General features: G+C 65.9%; 24 protein-coding genes. 8 read left to right on the forward strand and 16 right to left on the reverse strand.

The genetic code is table 11. The features are described from left to right. Positions 1-2 precede the first annotated feature (2 nt). The 3 genes from vapC to CTR55_RS01085 all read right to left on the reverse strand — a co-directional run bounded on the left by vapC (position 3) and on the right by CTR55_RS01085 (position 2040). The gene (gene vapC, locus CTR55_RS01075; RefSeq protein WP_296283704.1) at positions 3-407 is read right to left on the reverse strand and encodes a tRNA(fMet)-specific endonuclease VapC; all 405 of its coding nucleotides are present in this window, start codon (positions 405-407) and stop codon (positions 3-5) included. Continuing rightward, on the reverse strand, positions 407-637 hold the full coding sequence (vapB, locus tag CTR55_RS01080; RefSeq protein ID WP_296283705.1) for a type II toxin-antitoxin system VapB family antitoxin: 231 nt from the start codon (positions 635-637) through the stop codon (positions 407-409). The genes vapC and vapB overlap by 1 nt, the downstream gene beginning before the upstream one ends. Positions 638-840: 203 nt before the next feature. Then, positions 841-2040 (reverse strand): CaiB/BaiF CoA-transferase family protein, encoded by a 1200-nt coding sequence (locus CTR55_RS01085; protein WP_296283706.1) that lies wholly within the window; start codon positions 2038-2040, stop codon positions 841-843. Between the two features lie 260 nt (positions 2041-2300). Here CTR55_RS01085 and CTR55_RS01090 point away from each other — a divergent pair, with 260 nt between their 5' ends. The 4 genes from CTR55_RS01090 (at position 2301) to CTR55_RS01105 (ending at position 7345) form a co-directional block, all read left to right on the forward strand. Further along, a complete protein-coding gene (locus CTR55_RS01090) occupies positions 2301-3479 on the forward strand; it encodes a GGDEF domain-containing protein (protein WP_296283707.1) in 1179 nt (392 codons plus the stop codon). A gap of 61 nt (positions 3480-3540) precedes the next feature. After that, entirely contained in the window at positions 3541-4080 is a 540-nt protein-coding gene (locus tag CTR55_RS01095) for a YaeQ family protein (RefSeq protein ID WP_296283708.1), read from the forward strand. 156 nt (positions 4081-4236) lie between these two features. After that, positions 4237-5952 (forward strand): single-stranded-DNA-specific exonuclease RecJ, encoded by a 1716-nt coding sequence (gene recJ / locus CTR55_RS01100; RefSeq protein ID WP_296283709.1) that lies wholly within the window; start codon positions 4237-4239, stop codon positions 5950-5952. A gap of 286 nt (positions 5953-6238) precedes the next feature. Continuing rightward, positions 6239-7345: an NADH:flavin oxidoreductase/NADH oxidase gene (locus CTR55_RS01105; RefSeq protein ID WP_296283710.1), complete on the forward strand. Its 1107-nt coding sequence runs from the start codon at positions 6239-6241 to the stop codon at positions 7343-7345. 89 nt (positions 7346-7434) lie between these two features. Here the strand turns inward: CTR55_RS01105 and CTR55_RS01110 are convergent, their stop codons facing one another. The 3 genes from CTR55_RS01110 to CTR55_RS01120 are packed head-to-tail and all read right to left on the reverse strand — an operon-like array spanning position 7435 to position 9471. Next, a complete protein-coding gene (locus tag CTR55_RS01110; protein WP_296283711.1) occupies positions 7435-8244 on the reverse strand; it encodes a hypothetical protein in 810 nt (269 codons plus the stop codon). A 26-nt stretch (positions 8245-8270) separates the two neighbouring features. Further along, positions 8271-8672 carry a TssQ family T6SS-associated lipoprotein gene (locus tag CTR55_RS01115; RefSeq protein ID WP_296283712.1) on the reverse strand — a complete coding sequence of 134 codons (402 nt, stop codon included), beginning with the start codon at positions 8670-8672 and terminating at the stop codon, positions 8271-8273. 37 nt (positions 8673-8709) lie between these two features. Beyond that, complete coding sequence (locus CTR55_RS01120) at positions 8710-9471, reverse strand: hypothetical protein (protein ID WP_296283713.1); 762 nt, start codon at positions 9469-9471, stop codon at positions 8710-8712. A 588-nt stretch (positions 9472-10059) separates the two neighbouring features. On the opposite strand from CTR55_RS01120, the gene CTR55_RS01125 reads away from it, so the two are divergent. Continuing rightward, on the forward strand, positions 10060-10389 hold the full coding sequence (locus CTR55_RS01125) for a hypothetical protein (RefSeq protein ID WP_296283714.1): 330 nt from the start codon (positions 10060-10062) through the stop codon (positions 10387-10389). A 106-nt stretch (positions 10390-10495) separates the two neighbouring features. On the opposite strand, the gene CTR55_RS27355 is transcribed toward CTR55_RS01125, so the two are convergent. The 10 genes from CTR55_RS27355 to CTR55_RS01175 all read right to left on the reverse strand — a co-directional run bounded on the left by CTR55_RS27355 (position 10496) and on the right by CTR55_RS01175 (position 22889). Beyond that, complete coding sequence (locus CTR55_RS27355) at positions 10496-11653, reverse strand: methyl-accepting chemotaxis protein (protein WP_363710383.1); 1158 nt, start codon at positions 11651-11653, stop codon at positions 10496-10498. A gap of 206 nt (positions 11654-11859) precedes the next feature. Next, positions 11860-12336 carry an ester cyclase gene (locus tag CTR55_RS01135; protein ID WP_296283715.1) on the reverse strand — a complete coding sequence of 159 codons (477 nt, stop codon included), beginning with the start codon at positions 12334-12336 and terminating at the stop codon, positions 11860-11862. Between the two features lie 86 nt (positions 12337-12422). Then, entirely contained in the window at positions 12423-14285 is a 1863-nt protein-coding gene (locus tag CTR55_RS01140; protein WP_296283716.1) for an FAD/NAD(P)-binding protein, read from the reverse strand. Between the two features lie 158 nt (positions 14286-14443). Next, positions 14444-15868, reverse strand: a complete 1425-nt coding sequence (locus CTR55_RS01145) for a gamma-aminobutyraldehyde dehydrogenase (protein ID WP_296283717.1) — start codon at positions 15866-15868, stop codon at positions 14444-14446. A 107-nt stretch (positions 15869-15975) separates the two neighbouring features. Beyond that, positions 15976-16782: an ABC transporter permease gene (locus tag CTR55_RS01150; RefSeq protein ID WP_296283718.1), complete on the reverse strand. Its 807-nt coding sequence runs from the start codon at positions 16780-16782 to the stop codon at positions 15976-15978. After that, the gene (locus CTR55_RS01155; protein WP_296283957.1) at positions 16772-17710 is read right to left on the reverse strand and encodes an ABC transporter permease; all 939 of its coding nucleotides are present in this window, start codon (positions 17708-17710) and stop codon (positions 16772-16774) included. The genes CTR55_RS01150 and CTR55_RS01155 overlap by 11 nt, the downstream gene beginning before the upstream one ends. Before the next feature lie 13 nt (positions 17711-17723). Then, entirely contained in the window at positions 17724-18752 is a 1029-nt protein-coding gene (locus CTR55_RS01160; RefSeq protein WP_296283719.1) for an ABC transporter ATP-binding protein, read from the reverse strand. A gap of 216 nt (positions 18753-18968) precedes the next feature. Next, the gene (ydcS, locus tag CTR55_RS01165) at positions 18969-20114 is read right to left on the reverse strand and encodes a putative ABC transporter substrate-binding protein YdcS (protein ID WP_296283720.1); all 1146 of its coding nucleotides are present in this window, start codon (positions 20112-20114) and stop codon (positions 18969-18971) included. Between the two features lie 131 nt (positions 20115-20245). Then, on the reverse strand, positions 20246-21742 hold the full coding sequence (locus CTR55_RS01170; RefSeq protein ID WP_296283721.1) for a gamma-aminobutyraldehyde dehydrogenase: 1497 nt from the start codon (positions 21740-21742) through the stop codon (positions 20246-20248). A 235-nt stretch (positions 21743-21977) separates the two neighbouring features. Beyond that, positions 21978-22889 (reverse strand): LysR family transcriptional regulator, encoded by a 912-nt coding sequence (locus tag CTR55_RS01175; protein WP_296283722.1) that lies wholly within the window; start codon positions 22887-22889, stop codon positions 21978-21980. A gap of 249 nt (positions 22890-23138) precedes the next feature. Between CTR55_RS01175 and CTR55_RS01180 the strand changes: the two genes are divergently transcribed. The 3 genes from CTR55_RS01180 (at position 23139) to eco (ending at position 25498) form a co-directional block, all read left to right on the forward strand. After that, complete coding sequence (locus CTR55_RS01180; RefSeq protein ID WP_296283723.1) at positions 23139-23861, forward strand: tellurite resistance TerB family protein; 723 nt, start codon at positions 23139-23141, stop codon at positions 23859-23861. A 289-nt stretch (positions 23862-24150) separates the two neighbouring features. Then, entirely contained in the window at positions 24151-24906 is a 756-nt protein-coding gene (locus tag CTR55_RS01185) for a tellurite resistance TerB family protein (protein WP_296283724.1), read from the forward strand. Between the two features lie 109 nt (positions 24907-25015). Further along, positions 25016-25498, forward strand: coding sequence for a serine protease inhibitor ecotin (gene eco, locus CTR55_RS01190; protein WP_296283725.1), 483 nt, complete (start codon positions 25016-25018; stop codon positions 25496-25498). Positions 25499-25525: the final 27 nt, after the last annotated feature.

The raw sequence follows: 25525 nt of genomic DNA on the forward strand, positions 1-25525 counted from the left end.
GCCTACGCCGAGACCCAATCCTCGATGCGTAGCCCTGGCACGCGCTCGAACTCGCGCAGGTGATTGCTGACCAGGATCAGGCCCAGGGAGCGAGCGTGTCCGGCAATCATCTGGTCGTAGGGGCCAATGGGTTTTCCGACTTTCGCCAGTTCGGCGCGCAACTGACCGGTGTGTGCAGCGGCGCCGGAGTCGTAGGAAAGAACCTCCAGCCGGGCAGCGAACCCTTCCACAACCGCGAGGTTGCTTTCCGGTGCCGAGGACTTCTCTGCGCCGTTAATCAACTCCATCAAGGTCACCGAACTGATGCAGAGCTGACCGTGATGGCGGTTGAAGGCCTCGCGCACGGCTTCGGGTTTGTTCTTGATGGTGAAGATGCAGATGTTGGTATCCAGCAAGTACTTCAGCATCAGAAACCCTCGCGCTCCTGATCGGCAGGCTGTTCCCGCTCGCTCATGAAGTCGGCGGAGACATTGTCGCCGTCGAACCAGCTATCCCAGGACTCGCCAGCCGGGGTAATGATGCGCGTGCGCCCCACGGCGACCACATCGACGCGTTTCACTTCATCAGGTAATGCCACCGCTTTGGGGAGGCGGATGGCCTGGCTGCGATTGCTCTGGAAAACGGAGCCTTGTTCCATGACGAACCTCCCTTCAGGTGGCTGATGGGTGGCATGCTAGTTTCCAGGCGGGATATGTCAATGGGATATACGTTGCGACGGATGTAGGAGTTCGACATTTGTAGGAGCGGATTTATCCGCGATCCGGCCGCCAGGCCAGCGGCTCCTGTCCCGGCCGCGCCGGGACTGCGCGGAGAAGCTCCGCTCCTACGAAGAGCAACAGATCAGACCGCGCCCTCCTTGCGCAGCGCCGCAATGGCCGCCGCGTCATAACCCAGCCCGGCCAGCACCTCGTCCGTATGTTCGCCCAGCTTCGGCCCGATCCACTCGGCGCTGCCAGGGGTGTCGGAGAGTTTGGGAACGATGCCGGGCATGCGGAAGGGCTTGCCGTCCGGCAACTTGGCCGAGAGGAACATCTCCCGAGCAAGGAATTGCGGATCGGTGAACATGTCCTCGGCGGAGAAGATGCGGCTGGCCGGCACCTCGGCTTCGGTGAGTACCTTCAGCACGGTATCCAGCGATTCTGAGCGCGCCCAGCGGTCGATGATGCCGTACAACTCGTCGCGCCGCGCATCACGGCCATCGTTGCTGGCCAGGGTCGGGTCTTCGGCGAGGTCGAGGCGGCCGATGGCGCTCATGAAGCGGCGGAAGATGGCGTCGCCGTTGGCGGCGATCTGCACATGCTTGCCATCCGCCGTGGTGTGCACGGAGGAGGGCGTGATGCCGGGCATGATGTTGCCGCTGCGTTCGCGGATGAAGCCGAACACGTCGAACTCCGGAACCATGGATTCCATCATGGCGAACACCGCCTCGTAGAGCGCCACGTCCACTACCTGCCCGGCGCCGCCGTTCACCTCGCGATGCCGCAGCGCCATCAGCGCGCCAATCACCCCCCACAGCGCCGCGATGGAGTCGCCGATGGAGATGCCGGTGCGCACCGGCGGGCGGTCCTCGAAGCCGGTGATGTAGCGCAGCCCGCCCATGGATTCGCCGACCGCGCCGAAACCTGGTTGATCCTTGTACGGGCCGCTCTGGCCGAAACCGGACAGGCGTACCATCACCAGCTTCGGGTTCAGCGCGTGAATCACGTCCCAGCCCAGGCCGAGCTTCTCCAGTACGCCGGGGCGGAAGTTCTCGATTAGGATATCGGCCTCGGCCAGCAGCTTCTTCAGCACCTCGCGGCCGGACTCGTGCTTGAGATTCAGCGTCAGCGAGCGCTTGTTGCGCGCCTGCACGAACCACCACAGCGAGGTGCCTTCATACAGCTTGCGCCACTTGCGCAGTGGGTCGCCGCCATCAGGCGACTCGACCTTGATCACCTCGGCGCCGAATTCCGCGCACAGGCGCGAGGCGAAGGGGCCGGCGATCAGGGTGCCCAGTTCGATGACCTTGAGGCCGGCGAGGGGTTTGGCGGTGCTGTTCATCGGTCCGTCCGATCTGAAGGGAATCGCCGGACTCTAACGCTTGTGCGCCGCTTCGAACAGGCCGCCGGGCAGACGTCTGGCAACGGCGCTTTGCGCCGACCTTGGGCGCGCGTAGAGTAGCGACATTCAAGGATGTTTCTTACGTCAGCTCGCCCGTTATCGGACAGGTATACCGTGATGCGCTCGCTCTCTTCCCGACAGCCCGTTGACCTGGCGGCATTCCCCGACGAATGCACGCAGACGGGTGGTGAGGGGGCTGCATGACGTTGAACCTGCCGACGCTGGTTGTCGTCGACCTCTACGTGCTGACCCTGGTCGGGGTGCTGATGGCTTTCGCCTGGCACAGCGGCCGCCGCGATTCCACCCTGGGCTACATGAGCGCCGCGCTGTTGCTCGGCGCCATCGGCACGTTCCTCGGCACTCTGCGCGGCATGGGTGTGGACTGGGTCGCGATCGTGCTGGGCAACGTCATCCTGCACCTCAGCGCGGCCGCGAGCTGGACGGCCATGCGCGTGTTTGCCGGGCGCAAGCCGAACTGGCCGCTGATCGGTGCGGGCGCGGCATTCTGGGCAGTGCTCTGCCTGGTCCCTGCGTTCTATGACTCCCTGGCTGTGCGAGTGCTGGTCAGCACCTTCATCACCATCCTCTATTGCCTCGCCTCCCTGGCCGAACTTTGGCGCAGCCGCCTGAGGCTGGAAGTGGAGTTGCGTCCGACCCTGGCGCTGCTGCTGCTCCACGGGCTGGTCTATGGCGTGCGCCTGGTGGTGGACCGGGGCATGCCGTTCCAGAGTGTGACTACCAACGGCCAGGGCTCGACCTTCTTCACCTTCCTGCTGTTCGAGACCATGCTGTTCGCCATCGGCATTGCCTTCGCCACTCTGGCGATGGTCAAGGAGCGCGCCGAGTTGCAGTTCCGCAACGCCGCCCTGAGCGACCCGCTGACCGGCGTGGGCAACCGGCGAGCCTTCATGGAGACCGGCGAGCGCCTGCTGCGCCTGTGCGCCGAGCGCGGCGAACAGGCCTCGCTGTTGCTCTGTGACCTGGACAACTTCAAGCGCCTCAACGACTCCTTCGGCCATCCTGCCGGTGATCGCGTGCTGGTGGAGTTCAGCCGCATCACCGCTTCGCGGATGCGCAAGCACGACCAGTTCTCCCGCATCGGCGGCGAAGAGTTCGCCTGCCTGCTGGTGGCCGCCGACACCGAGGGCGCCTGCCAGGTGGCCGAGCGGGTGCGCCGTGAGTTTGCCGAACTGCCGTTCTTGGCCGAGGGCCAGCTCAGTGTCAGCATCGGCATCGCCACCACCCGCGAGGCCGGGCACGACCTGATGCGCCTGCTTTCGCTGGCCGACCAGGCGCTCTACGCGGCCAAGGCCAAGGGCCGCAATCGCATCGAGCTGGCCGCGCCGGAGCCGGGAACCGACCGGCGTCCGCGCAGCTGAGCCACCAAGCCCGTGCTTTCGCGGTAGACTTGCCGCCTTCGAAAAATCGCCGGGAACCCCCATGGCCCAGTCCGCCACGCCCTACAAAGCCGATATCAGCCTGACCGACCTCGACCGTGGGGTCTACGAGACCCTGCGCTTCACCGTCGCCCGTCATCCCTCGGAAACCGAGGAGCGCCTGGCGGTGCGCCTGCTCGCCTACGTCATCTGGTACAACGAGCAGTTGGCTTTCGGACGTGGTCTGTCGGACGTGGAAGAACCCTCGCTCTGGGAAAAGAGCCTGGACGACCGCGTGCTGCACTGGATCGAAGTCGGCCAGCCTGACGCCGACCGCCTGACCTGGTGCTCGCGCCGCTGCGAGAAGCTGACCCTGGTCGCCTACGGCAACCTGCGCGTGTGGACCACCAAGGTCCTCGACAGCGTGCGTCACCTGAAGAACCTCAACGTCGTCGCCATGCCTCAGGAGGCGCTGGAGGAGGTCTCCCGCGATCTGCCACGCTCGATCAACTGGACCGTGATGATCAGTGAAGGGACTATTTTCGTCACCGACGACCGTGGCCAGCACGAGCTGCAAGTGGAATGGCTGATGGGCGAGCGCTAATTTGCGCTAGCTGCGCGTCGGCCCGGCTGCGTTGCGAACAGGCGCGGGCCTGCTCATTAGCTGCAGCAAACTCCGCGGCCCACGCCTGTTCGCGCCTTGCCGTGCTCCAGCTCGCAAGGCGCAAGACTCTGTAGAAAAGGAACAGTTGGAATCCTGATGCGCATCGAATCCCGCCCCCTCCCCGAAACCCTGCCCAACCTGGGCGACCTGCCGCCTCTGCTGACCCGCCTCTACGCCGCCCGTGGTGTGCAGAGCGCCGCCGAGCTGGACAAGGGGCTGGCGCGGCTGATCCCGTACCAGCAGCTCAAGGGCGTGGACGCGGCGGTGGAACTGCTGGTCGATGCACTGGAGAAAGGCCAGCGGATTCTCTACGTCGGCGACTTCGATGCCGACGGCGCCACCGCCAGCAGCGTCGGTGTGCTGGCGCTGCGCATGCTCGGCGCGGCCTGGGTCGACTACCTGGTCCCCAACCGCTTCGAATATGGCTACGGCCTGACCCCGGAGATCGTGGCCGTGGCGCAGGAAAAGCGCCCGGAACTGCTGGTGACTGTGGACAACGGCATCTCCAGCATCGAAGGCGTGGCCGCCGCCAAGGCTGCCGGCCTGCGCGTGCTGGTCACCGACCACCACCTGCCCGGGCACGAGCTGCCCGCCGCCGACGCCATCGTCAACCCGAACCAGCCCGGCTGCGACTTCCCCAGCAAGGCCATGGCCGGTGTCGGCGTGATCTTCTACGTGATGCTCGCGCTGCGTGCCCGCCTGCGCGAGCGCGGCTGGTTCGCTGCACGCGGCATCGCCGAGCCCAACCTTGCCGAACTGCTCGACCTGGTGTCGCTGGGTAGCGTCGCCGACGTGGTGCCGCTGGACGCCAACAACCGCATCCTGGTGCACCAGGGCCTCGCGCGCATCCGTGCCGGCCGTGCCCGTCCAGGCTTGCGGGCGCTGCTGGAAGTCGCCGGGCGTGATTGCCGGCGGATCACCTCCACCGATCTTGGCTTCATCCTTGGCCCGCGCCTGAACGCCGCCGGCCGCCTGGACGACATGTCCCTCGGCATCGAGCTGCTGCTCTGCGAGGACGAAAGCGTTGCCCGCGACATGGCGGTGCAGCTCGACCAGCTCAACCAGGACCGCAAGGCCATCGAGCAGGGCATGCAGCGTGAGGCGCTGGCCCAGCTCAAGGAATTGCCGGTCGAGGAGATGCCTTTCGGCCTGTGCCTGTTCGACCCGGAATGGCACCAGGGCGTGATCGGCATCCTCGCCTCGCGTCTGAAGGAGCGTTACCACCGCCCGACCATCGCCTTTGCCGATGCTGGCGACGGCACGCTCAAGGGCTCTGCGCGTTCGGTGCCGGGCTTCCATATCCGCGACGCACTGGACGCCGTAGCCGCTCGCCACACGGGGCTGATCAGCAAGTTCGGCGGCCACGCCATGGCCGCCGGCCTGTCATTGCCACAGGAAAACTTCGGTGCCTTCGCCGCTGCTTTCGATGCCGAAGTGCGCCGTCAGCTGGACGAGGAAGACCTCACCGGCCGACTGCTCTCCGATGGCCAGCTGGGTGCCGAGGAGTTCCACCTGGAACTGGCCCGCGCCCTGCGCCAGGCCGGGCCCTGGGGCCAGCATTTCCCCGAGCCGCTGTTCCACGGCATCTTCCAGATCGTCCAGCAGCGCGTGGTGGGCGAGCGTCACCTGAAACTGGTGCTGAAGACCGAGTGCGGCTCGCTGCAACTGGACGCCATCGCCTTCAATATCGACCGCGAAATCTGGCCCAACCCCACCGTGCGCTGGGCGGAAGTGGCCTACAAGCTGGATGTCAACGAATTCCGCGGCAACGAGACGGTGCAACTGATGGTGGCGCATATCGCGCCGCGTTGAGTCTGTATCGGGGCTCCCTGGCGCAGGAGCCGTCTTCCTCTGAATGTCCGTACCAAGGGTTTCCCTCCCCGGGCCCTGGCTGCGCGCCCCGCTCCGAAGGGAGAGGACAGCCACGGCGCAGCAGGTCATGCCCGTGATCGCGCGCATGGCGCGCTCCTGCAAGGAGGCTCCGAGGCCAGTCTCACGGCAGCGGAACGGCCTTCCACCGATCATCGGGACCTATCCTTAGGCGATCCGGGTCTACAGTTGTAGGACAAGATCTGAAGACCAGAGAGGGAGTGCCATCATGAGCCACTTGTTCGAGCCCCTGACCCTGCGCCAGCTGACTCTGTCCAACCGCATCGCCGTATCCCCCATGTGCCAGTACTCTGCCCAGGACGGCATGGCCAACGACTGGCACCTGGTACACCTGGGCAGCCGCGCCGTCGGCGGCGCCGGCCTGGTGATAGTCGAGGCCACGGCGGTCGCCCCGGAAGGGCGGATCAGCGCCGAGGACCTGGGCATCTGGAATGACGAGCAGGTCGAGCCACTGCGGCGTATCACCCGTTTCATCGAGTCCCAGGGCGCGGTGGCCGGCGTGCAACTGGCCCACGCCGGCCGCAAGGCCAGCACCTGGGCACCCTGGCTGGGCAAGCACGGTTCGGTGCCGATCAGCGAGGGCGGCTGGACGCCGGTGGCACCCTCGGCCATCGCCTTCGACCCGCAGCACACCGTGCCCATCGCCCTCAGCGAAGAGCAGATGGCGACCATCAAGCATCAGTTCGTGCGTGGCGCCGAGCGCGCCCTGGCCGCCGGCTTCAAGATCGCTGAAGTGCACGCAGCGCACGGCTACCTGCTGCACCAGTTCCTTTCGCCGCTCTCCAACCAGCGCCGCGACCAGTACGGCACCTGCTTCGAGAACCGCATCCGCTTCCTCCTGGAAGTCACCGAAGCCGTGCGCGCGGTCTGGCCGCAGGAGCTGCCGCTGTTCGTCCGTCTGTCCGCCACCGACTGGGTGGAAGACGGCTGGAACCCCGACGAGACGGTGGAGCTGGCGCGCCGCCTGAAAGACCTGGGGGTGGACCTGATCGATGTGTCCTCCGGGGGGACCGCGGTGAACGCCGAGATTCCGGTGGGGCCTGGCTACCAGACGCAGTTCGCCGAGCGGGTGCGCAAGGAAGCGGGCGTCGCCAGCGGCACCGTGGGGATGATTACCGAACCGGTGCAGGCCGAGCACATCCTGCGTACCGGGCAGGCTGACCTGATCCTGCTGGCCCGCGAGCTGTTGCGTGATCCTTACTGGCCGCTGCACGCCGCCGACGAGCTGGGCGGCCAACCGGTGCCCTGGCCGGCGCAGTACCTGCGCGCCGCGCAACGCGGCACGCCCAAGCGCAAGGCGTACGGGCAGGTCTGACGCTGGAGCGGGTCACGCAGGCCACCAACGCGTGATCCGCAGCTTTCCCCCCCAACCAGTGAGAGCGCAGCCGCCGCACCGGCGGCGGCTCACGGCTGGCCGTTTTCCTTCACCGAGAACAGCGCGGGACGCAGCGGGGTGGTGAAGGTGCGATGTTCTTCGTCCCGCGCCGTCGTCACGGGCGTGTGCTCCACGTTGTCGATGACCCAGGCGTCGTCCTTGTGCTTGAGCAGGTAGGCCAGCGGAGTACCTTCCCTGAGTACGCGTTCCGGGCCTTTGTGGCCGAGGGCGTAGAGCGAGACTTCATAAGCGTCGATCTCTCCGGCCTTGCTGCGGCTGGTAGGCACCAGGCGTGCATAGTTGAGCCGTGGAGAATCAGGCAGGCGCCCCAGCGCGTGCTCTCCCAGGTCGGCGTCGGTGTAGAGCGGGTAATAGGTCGGCGCGGACGGCGTGCTGACGTCGATCACATGGAGAAAACCATAGCGCTGCCAGTCGCCGACGCCGAAGAGACCGGCGCCGGTGCTGGCCAGCACCTGGTAGTGCCTGTTCGGCAGGTTGATTTCCAGCAGGCGGGCGTTGCGCAGGTCCAGCCGGGGGAAGTTGCCCCAGGGTGTAGCGACGGCGTCGAAGCGCTTTTTGCCGATCACCACCCAGGCGGATTCCCCAGCGGTTTGCAGATAGACCGGCGCGTTCTTCGCTTCGGTACGGTACTCGGTGCCGGCCTTCGAATCTTCGCGGGTGAAGCTTGAGCCAAGCAGGGCAGTGGAAACCTGCTCGCGACTCCAGAGGCTCTCGACGGCGTCGCTCAGGCTTTCATAGGTGTCGGCGTGGGCGAGCGGCAATACAGCCAGCAGAGGAAGCGCCAGGCAGTAACAGCGCAGCCGGTGAATGAACGACATGGGGGCCTCGCGATCGGGGGAGAGGTTCAACGGCGCGCCGCCAGGACGAAAACCGGCCCCCAGAGGGGATGGCTCGCTTCAGCCGTTCCCAGGTGGAAGGTTGGATCGATCTGCAGGGCGCGGTCGAAGGCAAAGCGGCACTGGATCGGTCGCTCGGTCACGCAGTAGCTGAACGCCAGGTACTTGAGCGCCTGCAGCTGCACCTGGGTATCGCCAGCCCACAGGGCTGGCGAGAGGAAGTGTTCTTCGGCCAGGTAGTAGTGCCCTGCCTCATACAGCCGCAGGCCTTCGGCGAAGGTGCTCTCGGCGTTGGCCTGGGTGTCGTCTGCGGGTGGTGCTGGCGGCGCTTCGAGGTGGCTCCTGCAGCCTGAGGCCAGCGCCAGGATGGCGACCAGCAGCGATGCCGAAAGCGTGTGCAGAGTCTTCATGGGGCTGTCCGTACGTGAAAAAGGGGCCTGCCGGTACTCACTGGAAACTGTGCCGCAGCGTCACCGACTGTCCTGTGGATATCTGCACCTTCTGGCTGTAGCTGGGCAGGTCGGGGTTGCGCAGCTCGACCGTGTAGAGGCCGGGCGGCAATTGCAGCTTGAACAGCGGCGGGCTGATGCCGCGCTTTCTGCCGTCGACCCAGATCTCGGCCCACGGCTGGACGGCGACGATAAGGCTGCCGACCGTGGCAGGCGTTGGCGCGCTGCGAGGTTTGGCCGGGCTCGCCGGTTTACTGCCGATGACGGTCACGGGGTCGGAGGGCACCGGGCGTACCGTCTGCGCCGCGAGGGCAGGTGAAGTGGGTATCGGCTGCTGGTGTTCCGCGTGCTGCTGCGGTAACGCCGGTGCTGGTGTCAGGCCGGTTGCAGGCGCAGGTGTAGGCGCCGTTTTTTTTACGCTTTGCGTGGCGAGTGGCGCTTGCCTGGTGGCGTCGGTTTCGGCCGAGAGCTGAGGGTCGTAATCAACTGGGTCGGGTAGTTCTTCCAACACGGGGGCGGAGGACGGAGGCAGTATCGGCTCGTCGTCCATGGGCTCCTGTGTGACGCTCATACTGCTTTCTTCCCGGCTATCGGTGCGCGGCGCTTCTGCGTGCGGCTGGGCACTCGTCTTGCGATCTGCCGGGAGGTCGACCACGTAGTCGATTGCCCAGAGTTTCCACAGCGCTATCAGCAGCGCGGTGAGCAGTGTGCTGAGCACCGCTCCGCCGATCAGCGGCCAGTTCGCCGAGGGCTTTGCCACGGGTTTCGGAAGCGGGAGCCTAGTTGCCGGCATGGGGATGTCCGGTTCCTGCTGGTCAGCCTGGAGGGGGGGTAGAGCGGTGGCCGGTGAGGGAGCCGCGGGGCGCAGCATCACGGTATAGGCGGTCCCCGGGCCGTCCCAGGAACTCAACGGCTCGACGGGCGCTGAATCGGCACGCGGAGTACTCGGCGGTGTCCGGGGGGCGGGGGAGTTTGCGGTCGGTTCCATCGGCTGCATCTTCAAGGAGGTGAAGCAGGAAATTCCCCCGGACTCGTGCCGACAGCGGATTAGCGCGAGTGACGAGAAGCAGGAATTCAAAGTTTGAAAAATGGCCGCGGATCATAGGAAGCCAATTTCCACGACTCAAATGCGCTCGATGGATTCCGTTGCCTGGGCGGGGATTTGAGTATCAGGTCGCGCTTTGCGGGATTTCCGGCGTGCCGCCCGGGCGCGTGACTGGCAGGTCAGGAAAAGAAATGAAATGTGATATCTGTCGCACAATGGCGCTGTGATGCTACTCTCCGGCGCTCGCGCAAGGATTGCGCAACGACTCCGTCAGAGCACCGCCATCACACCACTGGAGCACGCATGGACGCTTCCGCAACGCCTGCTGTCATCCCGCAATCGGAAATCGCCCTGTTGGCGAATATCCTCGCCCTCGCCACCCGCAACATGTCCAACCTCAGCACGCTGATCACCCAGTTGTCGGTGGAACTCGGCCATAGCCCCGATCCGCACCTGCAGCGCGTGGGCCAGCGGGTGCTGGCGGATGTGGATGTGCTGGCGAAATCCCTGGATACCCAGTGGGAGCTGATCGGCGCGCTGTCGCGCTTCTGCCCGCTGCTGTCGCGCACGCCGCTGGTGAAGCCGGCGCTGGTGACGGAAATCCATATCACCGAGCTGCCCCACCGGGAGTAGGTCGAGCCAGGGTTCGCGAGCAAGCTCGCTCCTACAGGCAGCTTTGGAGTCCATGTTGTAGGAGCGAGCTTGCTCGCGAACGACGCGCAGCGTCACGGCACTGGAATCACTCGCCGGTCTGCGCCAGCTCGAAGCTCATCATCAGCGCCCAGGGCGCATCGCTGTCGCCCACGCGGATGGGTTGCAGCAGTTGTACTTGTCGACCCTTCACCTGTTCCCAGCTGCGCCCCTGGGCGATGGCGCTGCGTGCTTCGGACGGCAGTTCGCCGGCCTTGTCGCCCAGACGCCTGGCGTCGGGGTGGGTGACGTAGACGCCGGCATTGGAGAGCAGCGCGTACTGGCCGTTGCCCATCGGCGTCAGCTTGCCGAGGCTTTCCTGCAACTGGTGCAGGGTGTAGTCGGCGCCGAGGATGCCGAGGAAGCGGCCGTTGGCGAGCATGGGCGACATGAACGAGGTCATCAGCACGGTGCTGCCGCCGACGCTGTATTCATAGGGCTCCATGAACACGTCGCGGCCCTTGTTGCGGGGGATCTGGTACCAGTCGCCGCTGCCGTCAGCCTTGTCGTAGCCGACCAGGCATTCGCGCTGGGCCACGCCGCTGCCGCGGTGCCAGTAGGCCATGAGGCGGCCACTGGCGTCGTGCCCCGGTGCGTTGATGAATTCGCTGTCGCGGCCGTCGAAGGCGTTGGGCTCGCAAGCGCAGGCGAAGGCCAGCAACTCGGGATTGCGGGTCAGGTATTCGTGCATCACGGCGTCGATCTGCTCACGCTGCGGACCGAAGTGGCGGCTCTTCATGCCAAGGATGAAATGCTTCAGGCCGTAGAGCGCAGTGGCCATCACGGCAAAGCGTGCCTCCAGGCGCTGGGTCTCGCTGGCCAGCACCACGCGGGCGGTGTCCAGCAGGCTGGAGTGCTCGGCCTGTTCGACGTCGGCCAGGGCGCGGGCGCTTTCGTTCTTGATCGAGGCGACGACGTTGCTGATGTCGGCGGTGGCGTTGGCCGACTGGGTGGCCAGACGGCGCACTTCATCGGCGACCACCGCGAAGCCGCGCCCGCTTTCCCCGGCGCGGGCGGCTTCGATGGCGGCGTTGAGGGCTACCAGGTTGGTGTTCCGGGCGATCTGCTTGATGACTTCGGAGACCTTGCTGATCTGCGTCCAGCGCACGTTGAGGTCGGCGATCAGTTGCTTGACCTGGTCGATGGTGGAGCGGGTGCCGGAGCTGTCTTCGGCCTTGGCGGGCCGTGGTTCGAGTGTGGTTGGCATGGCTGGGACACTGCTGTGGCGGATGGGGGCAGGGGTAGGCGAGGGATCGTTTTCTTCTTGTGTCAGACGCACCCCGAGAGGCGGATCTGTGGCGAGGCGCAGGTCGTAGGATGGGGTGGAGCGCAGCGATACCCGTCGCTCCTTGTGTGCGCATCATGGGTATCGCTGCGCTCCACCCATCCTACAAAGGCGCTACCGGATGTCGCTTACCAGCCGAGCTGCTTGTGCAGGCCGAGGGCGTCGTAGTAGTCGCCCTGGTAGACGATCTTGCCGTCCTTGATCTTCACGTAGCTCACACCGTCGAACGACAGCGGCTTGTTGGTCGCCGGGGTCTGGGCATCCCAGGCGCCGGTGTTGGTGCCGCTGAAGGTCCACTGGAAGGCGATGCCGTCCTTGTCGACGATCGGCTTGCCGTTCATCTTCCACTTCAGGTCCGGAACGGCGCCCACGAACACCTTGATCACATTGTCGCGCGCGGCATCGCGGCCTTTCTGCGGGGTGCCGACGGTGACGTCGAAATACTCCGCATCCTGGGCCAGGTAGCCGGCGGCCTTCTCGGCATCGTGGGCGTTCCACGCGGCCATGTAGGCATCGACGATCTGTTTGGGCGACTCTGCAGCCTGTACGAGGCTGGCAAAGGTGAACAGCGACAGCAGGTAAAACGCTCTGACGAGGTGACGCATGCTTGCCTCCGTTGCGGGCGTGCCCGCGGGTTGTCGGCCGGACGGCCGCTTTCAGTGGCGCCACGCCAGGCGTGGCGCCGGATGGATCAGGCCAGTTCGCCCACCGCGCGCCAGGCTTCGTCGATGGCCGCGTGGGCATAGGCGTCCCAGGCGGCATCGGAGTTGGCGATGGTGACGTTGCCGACCTGGGTGCGAGCCAGGTTCATCAGTTTTTCGCTCTCTTCCTCATCATCGAAGAGGCTGTTGGAGAAGTACGAATAGCCGTGCGACCAACGGTTGATGGTGATCGCCTGGATGTCCTTCTGATGGTCGAAGCCGGCCGGGCCGAGCATGGCCTGCAGCTGGTCGCGGAGCATGCCTTCCATGTACTCGAAGCTCATGCCGTAGAGCTTGCCGCGGCCGACGCGGGCCTGGGTACGCGCGTCCATGCCGGCGTTGGGGCTGGTGGGCACGTAGACCATGTGCAGGCCGATGGGCTGGTTCGGGTCGCGCGGGTGGCTGTAGCCGCCGATGTCCACCGGGTAGTCCAGCTTCACGCGGCTGTACGGTTGGCTCGGTGCGTAGATCTCGTGCACGCCCAGCTTCATGAAGCTCTGCCAGTTGCGGATCACCACCTTGGTGTACACAAGCGGGAACTTCACGTTCTGCGCCAGGGCGTGGCTCTGCTCGGCGGAGAGGTCGCGCAGGATGTAGGGGATGATCATGTTGTAGCAGGCCAGTACGCAGTGTTTGGCGCGCACGCGGTGCAGGGCGCCGGCGCGGCTGTAGCCGACATCCACGCCACCGTCGCGGTTTTTCACGCTCACGGCGGTGCTGTTCAGGCGCAGGCGCACCGCGTTGTTCGGCTGGTCCAGCTTGGCGTAGTCGAAGGTGGCCAGGACGATGTCGTTCATGTCCTTGCCCGGCGCCACGCCCGGAATCAGGCCGCGCACCAGCAGTCGCGCTAGCGAGGCGTTGCCGTCGGGGAAGTGGTAGATGTACGGCTCCTCCATCTCCGCCTTGGCTTCCTCGCTGATGGGCGACAGGTCCATGGCGGCGAAACCGGGGAAGCCCACGGAGTAGGCCGAGTCGGCGGGGACGGCGTCGATGCTCAGCGCCGAGAAGTCGTTGGTGCGGCTGAGGAAGTAGCGGGTGGCGGCTTCGCTCAGGCCAACGTCCTTGCGCAGGAAATCCTGGTAGCTGGTCTTGGCCAGGTGCGCTTCCTTCTCTTCGCGGGTCTTGCCGGCGAGGTAGTCCTTCGGCGCTTCGTGCAGGTCGATCAGCGCCTGGCGGTCGGCCTCGGGCAGCGGGAAGTCGGAGATGAACGCGCGCCAGCTGCGGGCGTTGAGTTTTTCCGGGGCGATGTCGTCGGCCACCATGGGCGTCGGGTCGCCGGACACCATCTTCGCTTCGCCGAAGCCGGCCTTGTCGAAGAACACGCCGCGCGACAGACCCAGGTTCGGGTAGAAGTCACGGTCGAAGGCCGTCTCGAAACGGTCCACGTCGACGTTGAGCTGCTTGAGCAGGTTGTTGACCGTGTCGCTGTACAGGTGCTTGGGCGACTGGAAGGCTTCGCTGCCGCCGTAGCCGAGGATCATCCGGCCGCCGGCCTGGAATTCGTTGCGCTTGGCGTGGCCGCCGAAGTCGTCGTGGTTCTCGATGATCAGTACGCGCGCCTTGGGATGCTTCTGCCGGTAGAACCAGGCCGCGGACAGGCCGCTAATGCCGCCGCCGACCACCACCAGGTCGTACTGCTCCTCGATCGTCAGGCCATCGGTGTTGAACACCTTTTTCTCCCAGCCCATCTGGTGCGCGACCTCGAACGCGCCGGGATGGCTGCCGCGCAGGCCGGTGAGGGCGGGCGGGTAGTAGCGGCCGGAGGGGGCTGCCTGGAGAAGTTGCAGCGGGGTGAGGCCCGCGCCGATGGTGAGGGCAACGCCGTTGAGGAAGTCGCGGCGGGTGATGGTCATGGGAAGTCCTTGCAAGGTGATGGCCCGGGGCACGGGCTGTCATGGTTTTGCCCTTCCATCCAGAAGGGAGTGCGGCATGCGTGGCCGCGCGGCGGTCCCGGTCGAGCGGGGCGCCGTAAAGCATCGGGCCCTCGTGTGAGGGCCCGACGGGTTACTGCTTAATGCTTGATCATCACGTGGCGGATCGCTGTGTAGTCTTCCAGGCCGTACATGGACATGTCCTTGCCGTAGCCCGACAGCTTCATGCCGCCGTGGGGCATTTCGGTGGTCAGCATGAAGTGCGTATTGACCCAGGTGCAGCCGTATTGCAGGCGGGCGGACAGGCGATGGGCGCGGCCGATGTCGCGGGTCCACACCGAGGAGGCCAGGCCGTAGTCGGAGTCGTTGGCCCAGGCCAGCGCCTGCGCTTCGTCGTCGAACTCGGTGACCGAAACCACCGGGCCGAAGATTTCGCGGCGGACCACTTCGTCGTCCTGGCGGGCGCCGGCGAGCACGGTCGGCTCGAAGAAGAAGCCCGCACGGTCGGCACGCTTGCCACCGGTGACCACTTCGATGTGCGGCACCTGGCGGGCGCGCTCGACGAAGCCGATGACACGCTCCAGGTGCTGCTCGGTGATGACCGGGCCCAGCTCGGTGTTCGGGTCGTCCTGCTCGCCGTACTGGATGCTGGCCACCGCTTCGCCGAGCTTCTGCACGAACTTGGCGTAGATGCCTTTCTGCGCGTAGATGCGGCAGGCGGCGGTGCAATCCTGGCCGGCGTTGTAGAAGCCGAAGGTGCGGATGCCTTCCACGGCGGCGTCGATGTCGGCGTCGTCGAAGATCAGCACCGGGGCCTTGCCGCCCAGTTCCATGTGCATGCGCTTCACGGTGTCGGCGGTGCCGGCAATGATGCGGCTGCCGGTGGCGACCGAACCGGTCAGGGAGACCATGCGCACTTTCGGGTGGGTGGTCAGCGGTTCGCCAACGCTCGGGCCGCGGCCGAAGACCAGGTTGACCACGCCGGCGGGGAAGATGCCGGCCATCAGTTCGGCCAGGCGCAGGGCGGTCAGCGGGGTCTGTTCGGAGGGCTTGAGCACCACGGTGTTGCCGGCGGCCAGAGCCGGGCCGAGTTTCCACGCGACCATCATCAGCGGGTAGTTCCACGGCGCGATGGAGGCGACCACGCCTACCGGGTCGCGGCGGATCATCGAGGTGTGGCCCGGCAGGTATTCACCGGCGGCGGAGCCTTGCATCACGCGGCAGGCGCCGGCGAAGAAGCGGAACACATCGGCGACGGCCGGCAGTTCGTCGTTCAGCGCGGCGGAGTAGGGCTTGCCGCAGTTGTTGGATTCCAGGCGGGCCAGTTCCTCGGCGTTGGCGTCGATGGCGTCAGCCAGTGCCAGCAGGAGCAGCGAGCGATCCTTCGGCGCGGTCTGCGACCAGCTGTCGAAGGCGGCGTCGGCGGCCAGCACGGCGGCGTCGACCTGGGCCGGGGTGGCTTCGGCGATTTCCACCAGGGTGGTGCCCAGCGACGGGTTCAGGACGGCGAGCTTCTCGCCTTCGCCAGCGACCAGTTGGCCGTTGATCAGCAGATTGGTTTGCATGGTTGAGTCCTCTTGTTCAGGAGCGTGGTGCAAATTCGGTTGGGGTGGTTCTTTTTAGGGGCCTGCCGGATTTTTGGGGGCCGGCGGGCCTGAGGGGTTCTGTTGGCTTACTTGCCGCTCCCCGCCACGCCTTCGCCACCCTTGGTCAGGTAGTAGGCGCCGAGGATCGGCAGCATGGTCACGATCATCACCAGCATCGCCACCACGTTGGTCACCGGCACGTCGCGCGGGCGGCCCAGCTGGTTGAGCAGCCAGATCGGCAGGGTGCGTTCATGGCCGGCGGTGAAGGTGGTGACGATGATCTCGTCGAAGGACAGCGCGAACGCCAGCATGCCGCCCGCCAGCAGCGCCGAGCCGAGGTTGGGCAGGATCACGTAGCGGAAGGTCTGCCAGCCGTCGGCGCCCAGGTCCATCGAGGCCTCGATAAGGCTGTGCGAGGTGCGGCGGAAACGCGCGATGACGTTGTTGTAGACGATCACCACGCAGAAGGTCGCGTGGCCGATGACGATGGTCAGGAAGCCCGGCTCGATGCCGAGGGTCTTGAACGCCGACAGCAGCGCGATGCCGGTGATGATGCCGGGCAGGGCGATCGGCAGGATCAGCATCAGCGAGATGCCTTCCTTGCCGAAGAAGTCGCGACGGTACAGCGCGGCCGCGGCCAGGGTGCCCAGGAGCATGGCGATCAGCGTGGCGACGCTGGCGATCTTCACCGACAGCTCGATGGATTCCAGCACGTCCTGGCGCGCGAAGGCGACGCTGAACCAGTGCAGGGTGAAGCCTTTGGGCGGGAAGCTGAAGGCCGCATCCTCGGTGTTGAAGGCGTACAGGAAGATGATCAGGATCGGGAAGTGCAGGAACACCAGCCCGCCCCAGGCGGCCGCTTTCAGCCCCCAGGATGCTTTGTCAGAGTGCATCGAAGGCCCCCAGGCGTTTGACGATGGACAGGTACACGGCGATCAGCACGATGGGCACCAGGGTGAAGGCGGCGGCCATCGGCATGTTGCCGATCGCGCCCTGCTGGGCGTAGACCATGCTGCCGATGAAGTAGCCCGGCGGGCCCACCAGCTGCGGCACGATGAAGTCGCCCAGGGTCAGGCTGAAGGTGAAGATCGAGCCGGCGGCGATGCCGGGGATCGACAGCGGCAGGATCACCTGCAGGAAGGTCTGCCGCGGGTGCGCACCGAGGTCGGCCGAGGCTTGCAGCAGCGACGGCGGCAGGCGTTCCAGGGAGGCCTGGATCGGCAGGATCATGAACGGCAGCCAGATGTACACGAACACCAGGAAGCGCCCGAAGCTGGAGGTGGAGAGGGTGTTGCCACCGACGCCCGGAATGCCCAGCAGCAGGTTCAGCAAGGGTTCGAGGCTCAGGTGCTGGACGAACCACATGGCGACGCCACCCTTGGCCAGCAGCAGGGTCCAGGCGTAGGCCTTGACGATGTAGCTGGCCCACATCGGCATCATCACGGCGATGTAGAAGAACGCCTTGGTCTTGCCAGTGGTGTAGCGCGCCATGTAGTAGGCGATGGGGAAGGCCACCGCGCCGCTGCCAATGGACACCGCGACTGCCATCAGCACGGTGCGCTGGATGATGTCGAAGTTGGAACCGCTGAACAGCGAGCCGAAGTTGGCCCAGGTCAGGTCCGGCGTCACCGTCATGGTGAAGTCGTCGAAGGTGTAGAAGCCCTGCCACAGCAGCGTCAGCAGCGAGCCCAGGTAGATCGCGCCGAACCACAGCAGCGGCGGGATCAGCAGCAGCGAGAGGTACAGCGTCGGCTTGCGGTAGAGCAGGCTGGACAGCCGGCGCAGCAGGCCATTATTGGCCGCAGGCGCCGCTGCATTCATCGTCAGTTCCATGTCACGCGCCCTCGTTCAGCACCACCATCGCCTCGCGTGCCCAGCGGGCGGTCACGCGCTGGCCCGGCTGGTGGGCGTGGTCGATGTCGGCCCACTGGCTGTTGGCCTGGCTGAGGCAGAGGTTCTGGCCGTTGTCGAGACGGATCTCGTAGCGGGTCGCCGCGCCCTGGTACTGGATGTCGTGCAGCAGGCCGCTGATCTCGATGTCCGAGGCGCTGCGCTCACCAAAGGCGAAGCTGATGTGCTCGGGGCGGATGGAGAAGGGCTGGGCGTTGCCGGTCAGGCCCTGGGCGAGGTCGCCGCGCAGCACGTTGGAGGTGCCGACGAATTCCGCCACGAACGGCGTCGCCGGCTTCATGTAGAGGTTGCGCGGGGTGTCGACCTGCTCGATGCGGCCCTTGTTGAACACCGCGACGCGGTCGGACATGGACAGCGCTTCGCTCTGGTCGTGGGTGACGAAGATGAAGGTGATGCCCAACTGGCGCTGCAGCTTCTTCAGCTCGCTCTGCATCTGCTCGCGCAGCTTGAGGTCGAGGGCGCCGAGCGGTTCGTCCAGCAGCAGCACGCGCGGGCGATTCACCAGGGCGCGGGCCAGGGCGACGCGTTGGCGCTGGCCGCCGGAGAGCTGCACCGGCTTGCGCACGCCATAGCCGCCCAGGGCAACCATGCCGAGGGCTTCTTCGGCGCGCTTCAGGCGCTCGGCCTTGCCGACGCCTTTCACCTTCAGGCCGTAGGCGACGTTCTCCAGCACGCTCATGTGCGGGAACAGCGCGTAGTCCTGGAACACCGTGTTGACGTCACGCTGGTAGGGCGGCAGGCCGGCGGCCTCCTCGCCATGGATGCGGATGGAGCCTGCGCTGGGTTGCTCGAAGCCGGCGATCAGGCGCAGGCAGGTGGTCTTGCCCGAGCCCGACGGGCCGAGCATGGAGAAGAACTCGCCGTCCTTGATGTCGATGGACACCCGGTCAACGGCCTTGACGTCGCCGAACTGGCGGGAGACCTGGGTGAATTGAACAGCGGGGGTGGTCATGGTGCACGCTCCAAGGGGCAGGAATCCGGCGTAGGGAAGCCCTGCCCGTGAATCTGAGATACGGGTGAATCGGTGCAATCGGATGGATGTCGTGGCGCTCGCCGGCATGGCGAGGCGCACGGGGCGGGTTCGCGAGCAAGCTCGCTCCTACGAAGAGCCGGACTCCCTGTAGGAACGAGGGGGGCGCCTAGCCCTTGCTCGCGAACGCTCTAGGCCTTAACGGCCGCCCATGATCCCGATGTAGTCCTGGGTCCAGCGGCTGTACGGCACGAACTTGCCGCCGTCGGCCACCGGGGTTTTCCAGAACGCGATCTTGTCGAACTGGTTGTAGCCGTTGGTGGCGCAGCCTTCGCCGCCCAGCAGGGTGCTGGCCTTGCAGCCTTCGGGCACGGCCGGCACGGAGCCGAACCAGGCCGCCACGTCGCCCTGGACCTTGGGCTCCAGCGACCAGTTCAGCCACTTGTAGGCGCAGCTGGGGTGCTGGGCTTCGGCGTGCAGCATGGTGGTGTCGGCCCAGCCGGTGACGCCCTCTTTCGGGAACACGGTGGCGATCGGCTGACCTTCGGCCTTCAGGGCGTTGGCCTGGTACGGCCAGGCGCTGGACGCGGCGACGCCTTCGTTCTTGAAGTCGCTCATCTGCACGGTGGTGTCGTGCCAGTAGCGGTGGATCAGGTCATGCTGCTTGCGCAGCAGTTCGACTACGGCGGCGTACTGCTTCTCGTCGAGCTGGTACGGATCGGTGATGCCCAGCTCCGGCTGGGTGGCCTTCAGGTACAGCGCGGCGTCGGCGACGTAGATCGGGCCGTCGTAGGCCTGCACGCGGCCCTTGTTCGGCTTGCCGTCCGGCAGGTTCTGCGCTTCGAACACGACTTTCCAGCTGTCCGGCGCGGTGGGGAAGACCTTGGTGTTGTACATCAGCAGGTTCGGGCCCCACTGATACGGCGCGCCGTAGGTCTTGCCGTTGACCACGTACCAGGCGGCGTCCTTCAGGCGCGGGTCGATGTTCTTCCAGTTGGGGATCAGCGACGGGTCGATCGGCTGCACGCGCTTGCCATAGATCAGGCGCAGGGAGGCGTCGCCCGAGGCGGTGACCAGGTCGTAGCCGCCCTTGGCCATCAGGCTGACCATCTCGTCGGAGGTGGCAGCGGTCTTCACGTTGACCTGGCAGCCGGTGTCCTTCTCGAACTGGCTGACCCAGTCGTAGCTCTTGTCGGACTGGCCGCGCTCGATGTAGCCGGGCCAGGCGATGATGTCCAGGCGGCCTTCGCCTTTGCCGACTTCCTTCAGGGCTTCGGCGGCCTGGACGCCGGCGCTGGCCAGCAGGGCGGTGGTGATGGCACTGAGCAGTGCAGTCTTGCGCATCGGGTGTCTCCCTCTCGTTGTTGTCTCTATTGGTGGGGCAGTTCAATCGAGCAACGTCCCTCTGTACGGGCGGGCGTGCCGCTCCGGCGGGGACTTTCTTGTGTACCGGCGGGCGACCCCCGCCGGGTGGTTCAATCCAGTCGCTGGCCGTGGCGCGCCATGATGTGGCGCACCACGCTGTAGTCCTGCAGCGAGTCGCTGGACAGGTCCTTGCCGTAACCCGAGCGCTTGAGCCCGCCGTGGGGCATCTCGCTGGCGAGCATGAAATGGGTGTTGATCCAGGTGCAGCCGTATTGCAGGCGGTTGGCGATCTGGAAGGCCTTGTCGAGGTTCTGCGTCCACACCGAGGAGGCCAGGCCGTACTCGGACTCGTTGGCCCAGTCCACCGCCTGTTCCAGCTGGTCGAAGCGGGTCACGGAAACCACCGGGCCGAACACTTCGCGCTGGACGATCTCGTCCTGCTGCTTGCAGCCGGCCAGCAGGGTCGGCTGGTAGTAGAAACCGGGGCCGGAATGCACCGCGGCGCCAGTGACGCGTTCGATGTGCGGCTGGCTGAGGGCGCGCTCGACGAAGCTGGCCACGCGGTCGCGCTGGCGGGCACTGATCAGCGGGCTGATCTCGTTGTCGGCGTCACGCTTGCGGGCAAAGCGGATGCTCGCCACGGCGTCGCCCAGTTCGGCGACGAGGCGGTCATGGATACCGGCCTGCGCGTAGATGCGGCAGGCGGCGGTGCAGTCCTGCCCGGCGTTGTAGTAGCCGTGGGTACGCACGCCCTGGACCACGGCTTCGAGGTCGGCGTCGTTGCAGACGATCACCGGCGCCTTGCCGCCCAGTTCCAGGTGGGTGCGTTTCAGGGTGCGCGAGGCGGCCTGGAGAATCTTCTGCCCGGTGACGATGTCCCCGGTGAGGGACACCATGCGTACCTTCGGATGGCTGACCAGATGGCTGCCGACGCCTTCGCCGCCGCCGCAGACGATGTTGATCACGCCGGCCGGGAGGATTTCCGCCAGTGCCGGGGCCAGCGCCAGGATGCTCAGCGGGGTGTGTTCGGACGGCTTGAACACCAGGGTGTTACCGGCGGCCAGGGCGGGGGCGATCTTCCACGCGGCCATCATCAGCGGGTAGTTCCACGGCGCGATGGAGGCGACTACGCCGACCGGGTCGCGGCGCACCATGCTGGTGTGGCCGGGCACGTATTCGCCAGCGAGCTGGCCCTGCTGGCAGCGCACGGCGCCGGCGAAGAAGCGGAACACGTCGGCGGTGGCCGGAATGTCGTCCTGCCGCGCCAGGTGCAGCGGCTTGCCGCAGTTCAGCGATTCCAGCTGGGCGAGGTCATTGCCATGCTTTTCGATGGCGTCGGCGATGGCGAGCAGGGCGGTAGCGCGCTGGGCGGGTGTGGTGCGGGCCCAGGCGGGGAAGGCGCGATGCGCGGCAGCGATGGCCTGCTCGACCTGATCCAGGGAGCCGTCGGCGATGCTGATGAGGGTTTCGCCCGTGGTCGGGTTGATGATCGGCTCGGCGATGCCTTCGCCGGCGACCAGTTGGCCGTCGATCAGCAGGGCGGTAGGCAGGGTTGCACCGGTCATCTTGGAAGCTCGTCTTTTATCTGTCTTGTTTTCAGTGGGCATATGCGTGCTCCGGAGGGGGCGATACCCGGAGCTGGCCCTTTGTATGAAGGCAGAGACTAGAGTCCGGGCGTGGGGTCGACAAATTCTAATTACTGAAAGCGGCGTTCGATTAAATCGAACGGGCACCGTTGTTGCGCCAAACCCGTAGGGCGCATAACGCCACAAGCGTTATCCGCCATCGGTGCCTCCGCGATCCCCGTCGGCGGATAACCGCAAGCGGTTATGCGCCCTACGTTTAGATCGACAGTTTCTTCGCGTTGGGCTGTTCGCGCGCCACGGTGAGGAACGGGTCCACCAGCGGCGGCCGCGCGGTGCCACGGCGCCAGGCCAGGCCGACGTCCAGCGGCTCGGAGAGATCCACCAGCGGCCGAGCCTCGATGATGTCGCCTTCCAGCGACCAGGGGCGGTAGGTCATGTCCGGCTGGATCGACAGGCCCAGCCCCGCTGCCACCAGGCTTCGCACCGCTTCCACGGACGCGGTGCGCAGCGTTACCTGCGGCACCAGCCCGGCGCGCGACCAGATGCGCTGGGTGTGCAGGCCCATCTCGTCGGCGTTCAACTGGATCAATGGCTCGCCCGCCACGTCGGCCAGGCCGATGCTGTCGCGTTCCAGCAACGGGTGCTGTGCTGGCAGCCAGAGGCGGTGCGGCGAGTGGGTCAGTACCTCGGTCTGCAGGGCGTGGCGGTCTTCCAGGTTGGAGAGGATCAGCACGCCGACATCGATCTCGCCGCTCACCAGCAGGTGCTCAATGTACGGGCGTTCGTCCTCCACCACGCGGGTCTGCACGTTAGGGTAGGCGCGCTGGAAACGGTTGATCAGGTCCGCCAGGTAATACCCCGCCACCAGGCTGGTCACCCCGATGGTCAGGCTGCCGGCCACCTGGTTGGTGCTCTGCTGCAGGCTGCGCTTGGCGTTCTCCACCGTCGCCAGGATCAGGTGCGCCTGGCGCAGGAACTGGTGGCCCTGGTGAGTCAGTGTCATGCCCTTGGCGTGGCGGTCGAACAGGCGCACACCGATCTCCTCTTCCAGTTGCTGGATGGCGAGGGTCAGGGTGGACTGGGAAATGAACACCGCCTGGGCGGCGGCGGAGATCGAGCCGGTCTCGGCGACGGCGATGAAATGGCGAATCTGGCGAAGCGTCATCATGGTGATTGGCCGCTGGCACGCGGAGCCTCGATCTAGAGCCTTGTCTAGCCGCTCTCGGCGCTTTTCATTGTTGATTATCGAAAATCTATAGGAGCATTCTTTTTAATCGAATGAAAGCGGCCTATTTGCCCTGCGGACCCGCCGGCAAAGGCCCGCAATATTCGGAAGCACACTGTCGCTGCGCCGTTATCCGCCTGCGAGCTAGAGTCGGAGGTCAGATTTTTTGCCTCGATCAAAGTGGAGATCGCCATGAATACACGCGGCCTGCTCGACCAACTGCTCAAATCCGGCCAGGACCTTCTGCAGAACAAGGGCGTCGCCCGGCAGGACGGCGGTCAGTCATCTTCTTCGTCCGGCAAGGCTGGCGGCCTCGACCTGGGCAGCCTGCTCACCGGCGCCGGTGGCGGCGCCCTGGCCGCAGGCGCGCTGGGCCTGCTGATGGGCAGCAAGAAGGCGCGCAAGGTCGGCGGCAAGGTCGTCACCTACGGCGGCCTAGCAGCGCTGGGCGTGCTCGCCTACAAGGCCTACGGCAACTGGCAGCAGAAGCAGGCCAGCGCCCCGCGCGGCGAACCGCAGACCGTCGACCGCCTGCCGCCGGCACAAGCCGAGCAGCACAGCCACGCCATCCTGCGGGCTATCGTTGCCGCCGCCAAAGCCGACGGCCATATCGATGATCGCGAACGCCAACTGATCGATGGCGAGATCGCCAAGCTCACCGGCGACCTCGAACTGCAGGGCTGGCTTGATCGCGAACTGGCCAAACCGCTGGATCCGGCTGAAGTTGCCCGCGCCGCCACCAGCGAGGAAATGGCTGCCGAGATGTACCTGGCCAGCCTCCTGATGGTCGACGAGACCAGCTACATGGAACGCGCTTACCTCGACGAGCTGGCCCGCCAGCTGAGCCTCGACGCCGGCCTCAAGGTCGAGCTGGAAGCCCAGGCGCAGAAGGCGCTGGACGCCGTACCCGCGTGACCTTCCTCGCAATAGGTGACTGAAGTCGGCGCCAGGCGGCAATCGCCTGGCTCGCCGTCTCTCGCGACCGCAGGCTTCGCCCCGGGTGTCCCGCCAGGCACCCGGCCCGGCGAACGGCGCTGGCGCATCGGTGTGGCGGGACTATCGTTGCCCAACGCATAGCGAGAGTTGTCATCTCATGAATGCTGGTTCTCTTCTTGAACAACTGCTCAAGGCAGGTCAGAACTCATTGCTGCAACAGGCAGGCGACGCTGTAAAGCGCGCCACACAGGCTGGCGAGGGTCAATCCATGAATACTGCAGGTCTACTGGAACAACTGCTGCGGGCCGGACAAGGCGCGTCGGCGCAACAACAGAGCGGCGGCGGTGGCGCCGATAGCCTGGGTGGCCTGCTTGGCGGCCTGCTGGGCGGTGGCGGGGCCGGCGGCCTCGGTTCGATCCTCGGCGGCGGTAGCAGTGGCGGCCTCGGCGGTTTGGGCGGCCTGCTTGGTGGAATGCTCGGCGGCAACAGCGCTGGCGGCGTGCCGCAGGGGCGCTCCAGCGGCGGCGGCACCAACTACGCGATGCTCGCCTCACTGGGCATGATGGCCTTCCAGGCCTACCAGAACTGGCAGCGCCAGCAGCCGGCCAGCGCGCCGCAGCAATCACTGATGACCGTCGACCAACTCGATGGCCCGGATGCCGAGGCCCATAGCCATGCGATCCTTTGCGCCCTGATCGCCGCTGCCAAGGCTGATGGCCGTATCGATGAGAAAGAGAAAGCGGCCATCCAGGCAGAAATTTCCCGTCATACCGGTGAACCCGAGCTGCAAGCCTGGCTCGACGCCGAAGTGCGCAAGCCGCTGGACGCCGCTGAAGTCGCCGAGTCTGCTCAGGGCGATCCCGCCGTGGCCGCCGAGATGTATCTGGTCAGTGTGATGCTGGTGGACGATCAGCAGGGTGCCGAACGCACCTATCTGGACGAGCTCGCCTACAACCTCAACCTTGCCCCGGAGCTCCAGGCGCACCTGGAACAGCAAGCCAAGGCCGGCGGTGAAATGGCTTGATACCAGTCAGCGCAGGACTGTAGGAGCATTCGTACCATTTGACGGTCAGAGGGCTCGGACGAACGCACCCGCCCGGTGCGTTCGTTCCTCAATCCTGCAAGGAGGCTTCATGCCGTTCGTACGTTTCACCCTCCCCACCGCGCTGCTGCTCAGCGCCACCGCCACCTTCGCCAACGCCGCCAAGCTCGAAGACGTCGCCCCTTATCCCAAGGCCGAAGACGGCTTCGTGCGCCAGGTCATCCACCTGCCCAAGCAGGCGCAGGAAGAGAATTTCAAGGTCGAGATCCTCGCCGGCAAGACGCTGACCGTCGACTGCAACCGCCAGCGCCTGGGCGGCACCCTGGAAGAGAAGACCCTGGAAGGCTGGGGCTACTCCTACTATCGCCTGGACCAGGTCAGTGGCCCGGCCAGCACCCTGATGGCCTGCCCGGATGGCAAGACTCGCAAGGATTTCGTCCCGGTGGTCGGTGACGGCTTCGTGCTGCGCTACAACAGCAAGCTGCCGATCGTGATCTACGCGCCGAAGGACGTCGAAGTCCGCTATCGCCTGTGGTCCGCTTCCGACAAGGTCGAGAAGGCCCGCGCGGAGTAGGGCGCATGCCTCCAGGCTTAATTTTTG

Source organism: Pseudomonas sp. (assembly GCF_002796985.1).
Taxonomy (GTDB): Bacteria; Pseudomonadota; Gammaproteobacteria; order Pseudomonadales; family Pseudomonadaceae; genus Pseudomonas.

Coding starts and splice junctions, on each gene's coding strand:
- CTR55_RS27355 (WP_363710383.1), bottom strand. CDS start 11,653: ATGCCAACCACACTCGAACCACGGCCCGCCAAGGCCGAAGACAGCTCC.
- CTR55_RS01175 (WP_296283722.1), bottom strand. CDS start 22,889: ATGATGACGCTTCGCCAGATTCGCCATTTCATCGCCGTCGCCGAGACC.
- CTR55_RS01125 (WP_296283714.1), top strand. CDS start 10,060: ATGGACGCTTCCGCAACGCCTGCTGTCATCCCGCAATCGGAAATCGCC.
- CTR55_RS01095 (WP_296283708.1), top strand. CDS start 3,541: ATGGCCCAGTCCGCCACGCCCTACAAAGCCGATATCAGCCTGACCGAC.
- CTR55_RS01090 (WP_296283707.1), top strand. CDS start 2,301: ATGACGTTGAACCTGCCGACGCTGGTTGTCGTCGACCTCTACGTGCTG.
- vapB (WP_296283705.1), bottom strand. CDS start 637: ATGGAACAAGGCTCCGTTTTCCAGAGCAATCGCAGCCAGGCCATCCGC.
- CTR55_RS01185 (WP_296283724.1), top strand. CDS start 24,151: ATGAATACTGCAGGTCTACTGGAACAACTGCTGCGGGCCGGACAAGGC.
- CTR55_RS01110 (WP_296283711.1), bottom strand. CDS start 8,244: ATGTCGTTCATTCACCGGCTGCGCTGTTACTGCCTGGCGCTTCCTCTG.
- CTR55_RS01145 (WP_296283717.1), bottom strand. CDS start 15,868: ATGCAAACCAATCTGCTGATCAACGGCCAACTGGTCGCTGGCGAAGGC.
- ydcS (WP_296283720.1), bottom strand. CDS start 20,114: ATGCGCAAGACTGCACTGCTCAGTGCCATCACCACCGCCCTGCTGGCC.
- CTR55_RS01115 (WP_296283712.1), bottom strand. CDS start 8,672: ATGAAGACTCTGCACACGCTTTCGGCATCGCTGCTGGTCGCCATCCTG.
- CTR55_RS01160 (WP_296283719.1), bottom strand. CDS start 18,752: ATGACCACCCCCGCTGTTCAATTCACCCAGGTCTCCCGCCAGTTCGGC.
- CTR55_RS01085 (WP_296283706.1), bottom strand. CDS start 2,040: ATGAACAGCACCGCCAAACCCCTCGCCGGCCTCAAGGTCATCGAACTG.
- CTR55_RS01180 (WP_296283723.1), top strand. CDS start 23,139: ATGAATACACGCGGCCTGCTCGACCAACTGCTCAAATCCGGCCAGGAC.
- CTR55_RS01140 (WP_296283716.1), bottom strand. CDS start 14,285: ATGACCATCACCCGCCGCGACTTCCTCAACGGCGTTGCCCTCACCATC.
- vapC (WP_296283704.1), bottom strand. CDS start 407: ATGCTGAAGTACTTGCTGGATACCAACATCTGCATCTTCACCATCAAG.
- CTR55_RS01150 (WP_296283718.1), bottom strand. CDS start 16,782: ATGCACTCTGACAAAGCATCCTGGGGGCTGAAAGCGGCCGCCTGGGGC.
- CTR55_RS01105 (WP_296283710.1), top strand. CDS start 6,239: ATGAGCCACTTGTTCGAGCCCCTGACCCTGCGCCAGCTGACTCTGTCC.
- eco (WP_296283725.1), top strand. CDS start 25,016: ATGCCGTTCGTACGTTTCACCCTCCCCACCGCGCTGCTGCTCAGCGCC.
- CTR55_RS01155 (WP_296283957.1), bottom strand. CDS start 17,710: ATGAATGCAGCGGCGCCTGCGGCCAATAATGGCCTGCTGCGCCGGCTG.
- CTR55_RS01135 (WP_296283715.1), bottom strand. CDS start 12,336: ATGCGTCACCTCGTCAGAGCGTTTTACCTGCTGTCGCTGTTCACCTTT.
- CTR55_RS01170 (WP_296283721.1), bottom strand. CDS start 21,742: ATGCCCACTGAAAACAAGACAGATAAAAGACGAGCTTCCAAGATGACC.
- recJ (WP_296283709.1), top strand. CDS start 4,237: ATGCGCATCGAATCCCGCCCCCTCCCCGAAACCCTGCCCAACCTGGGC.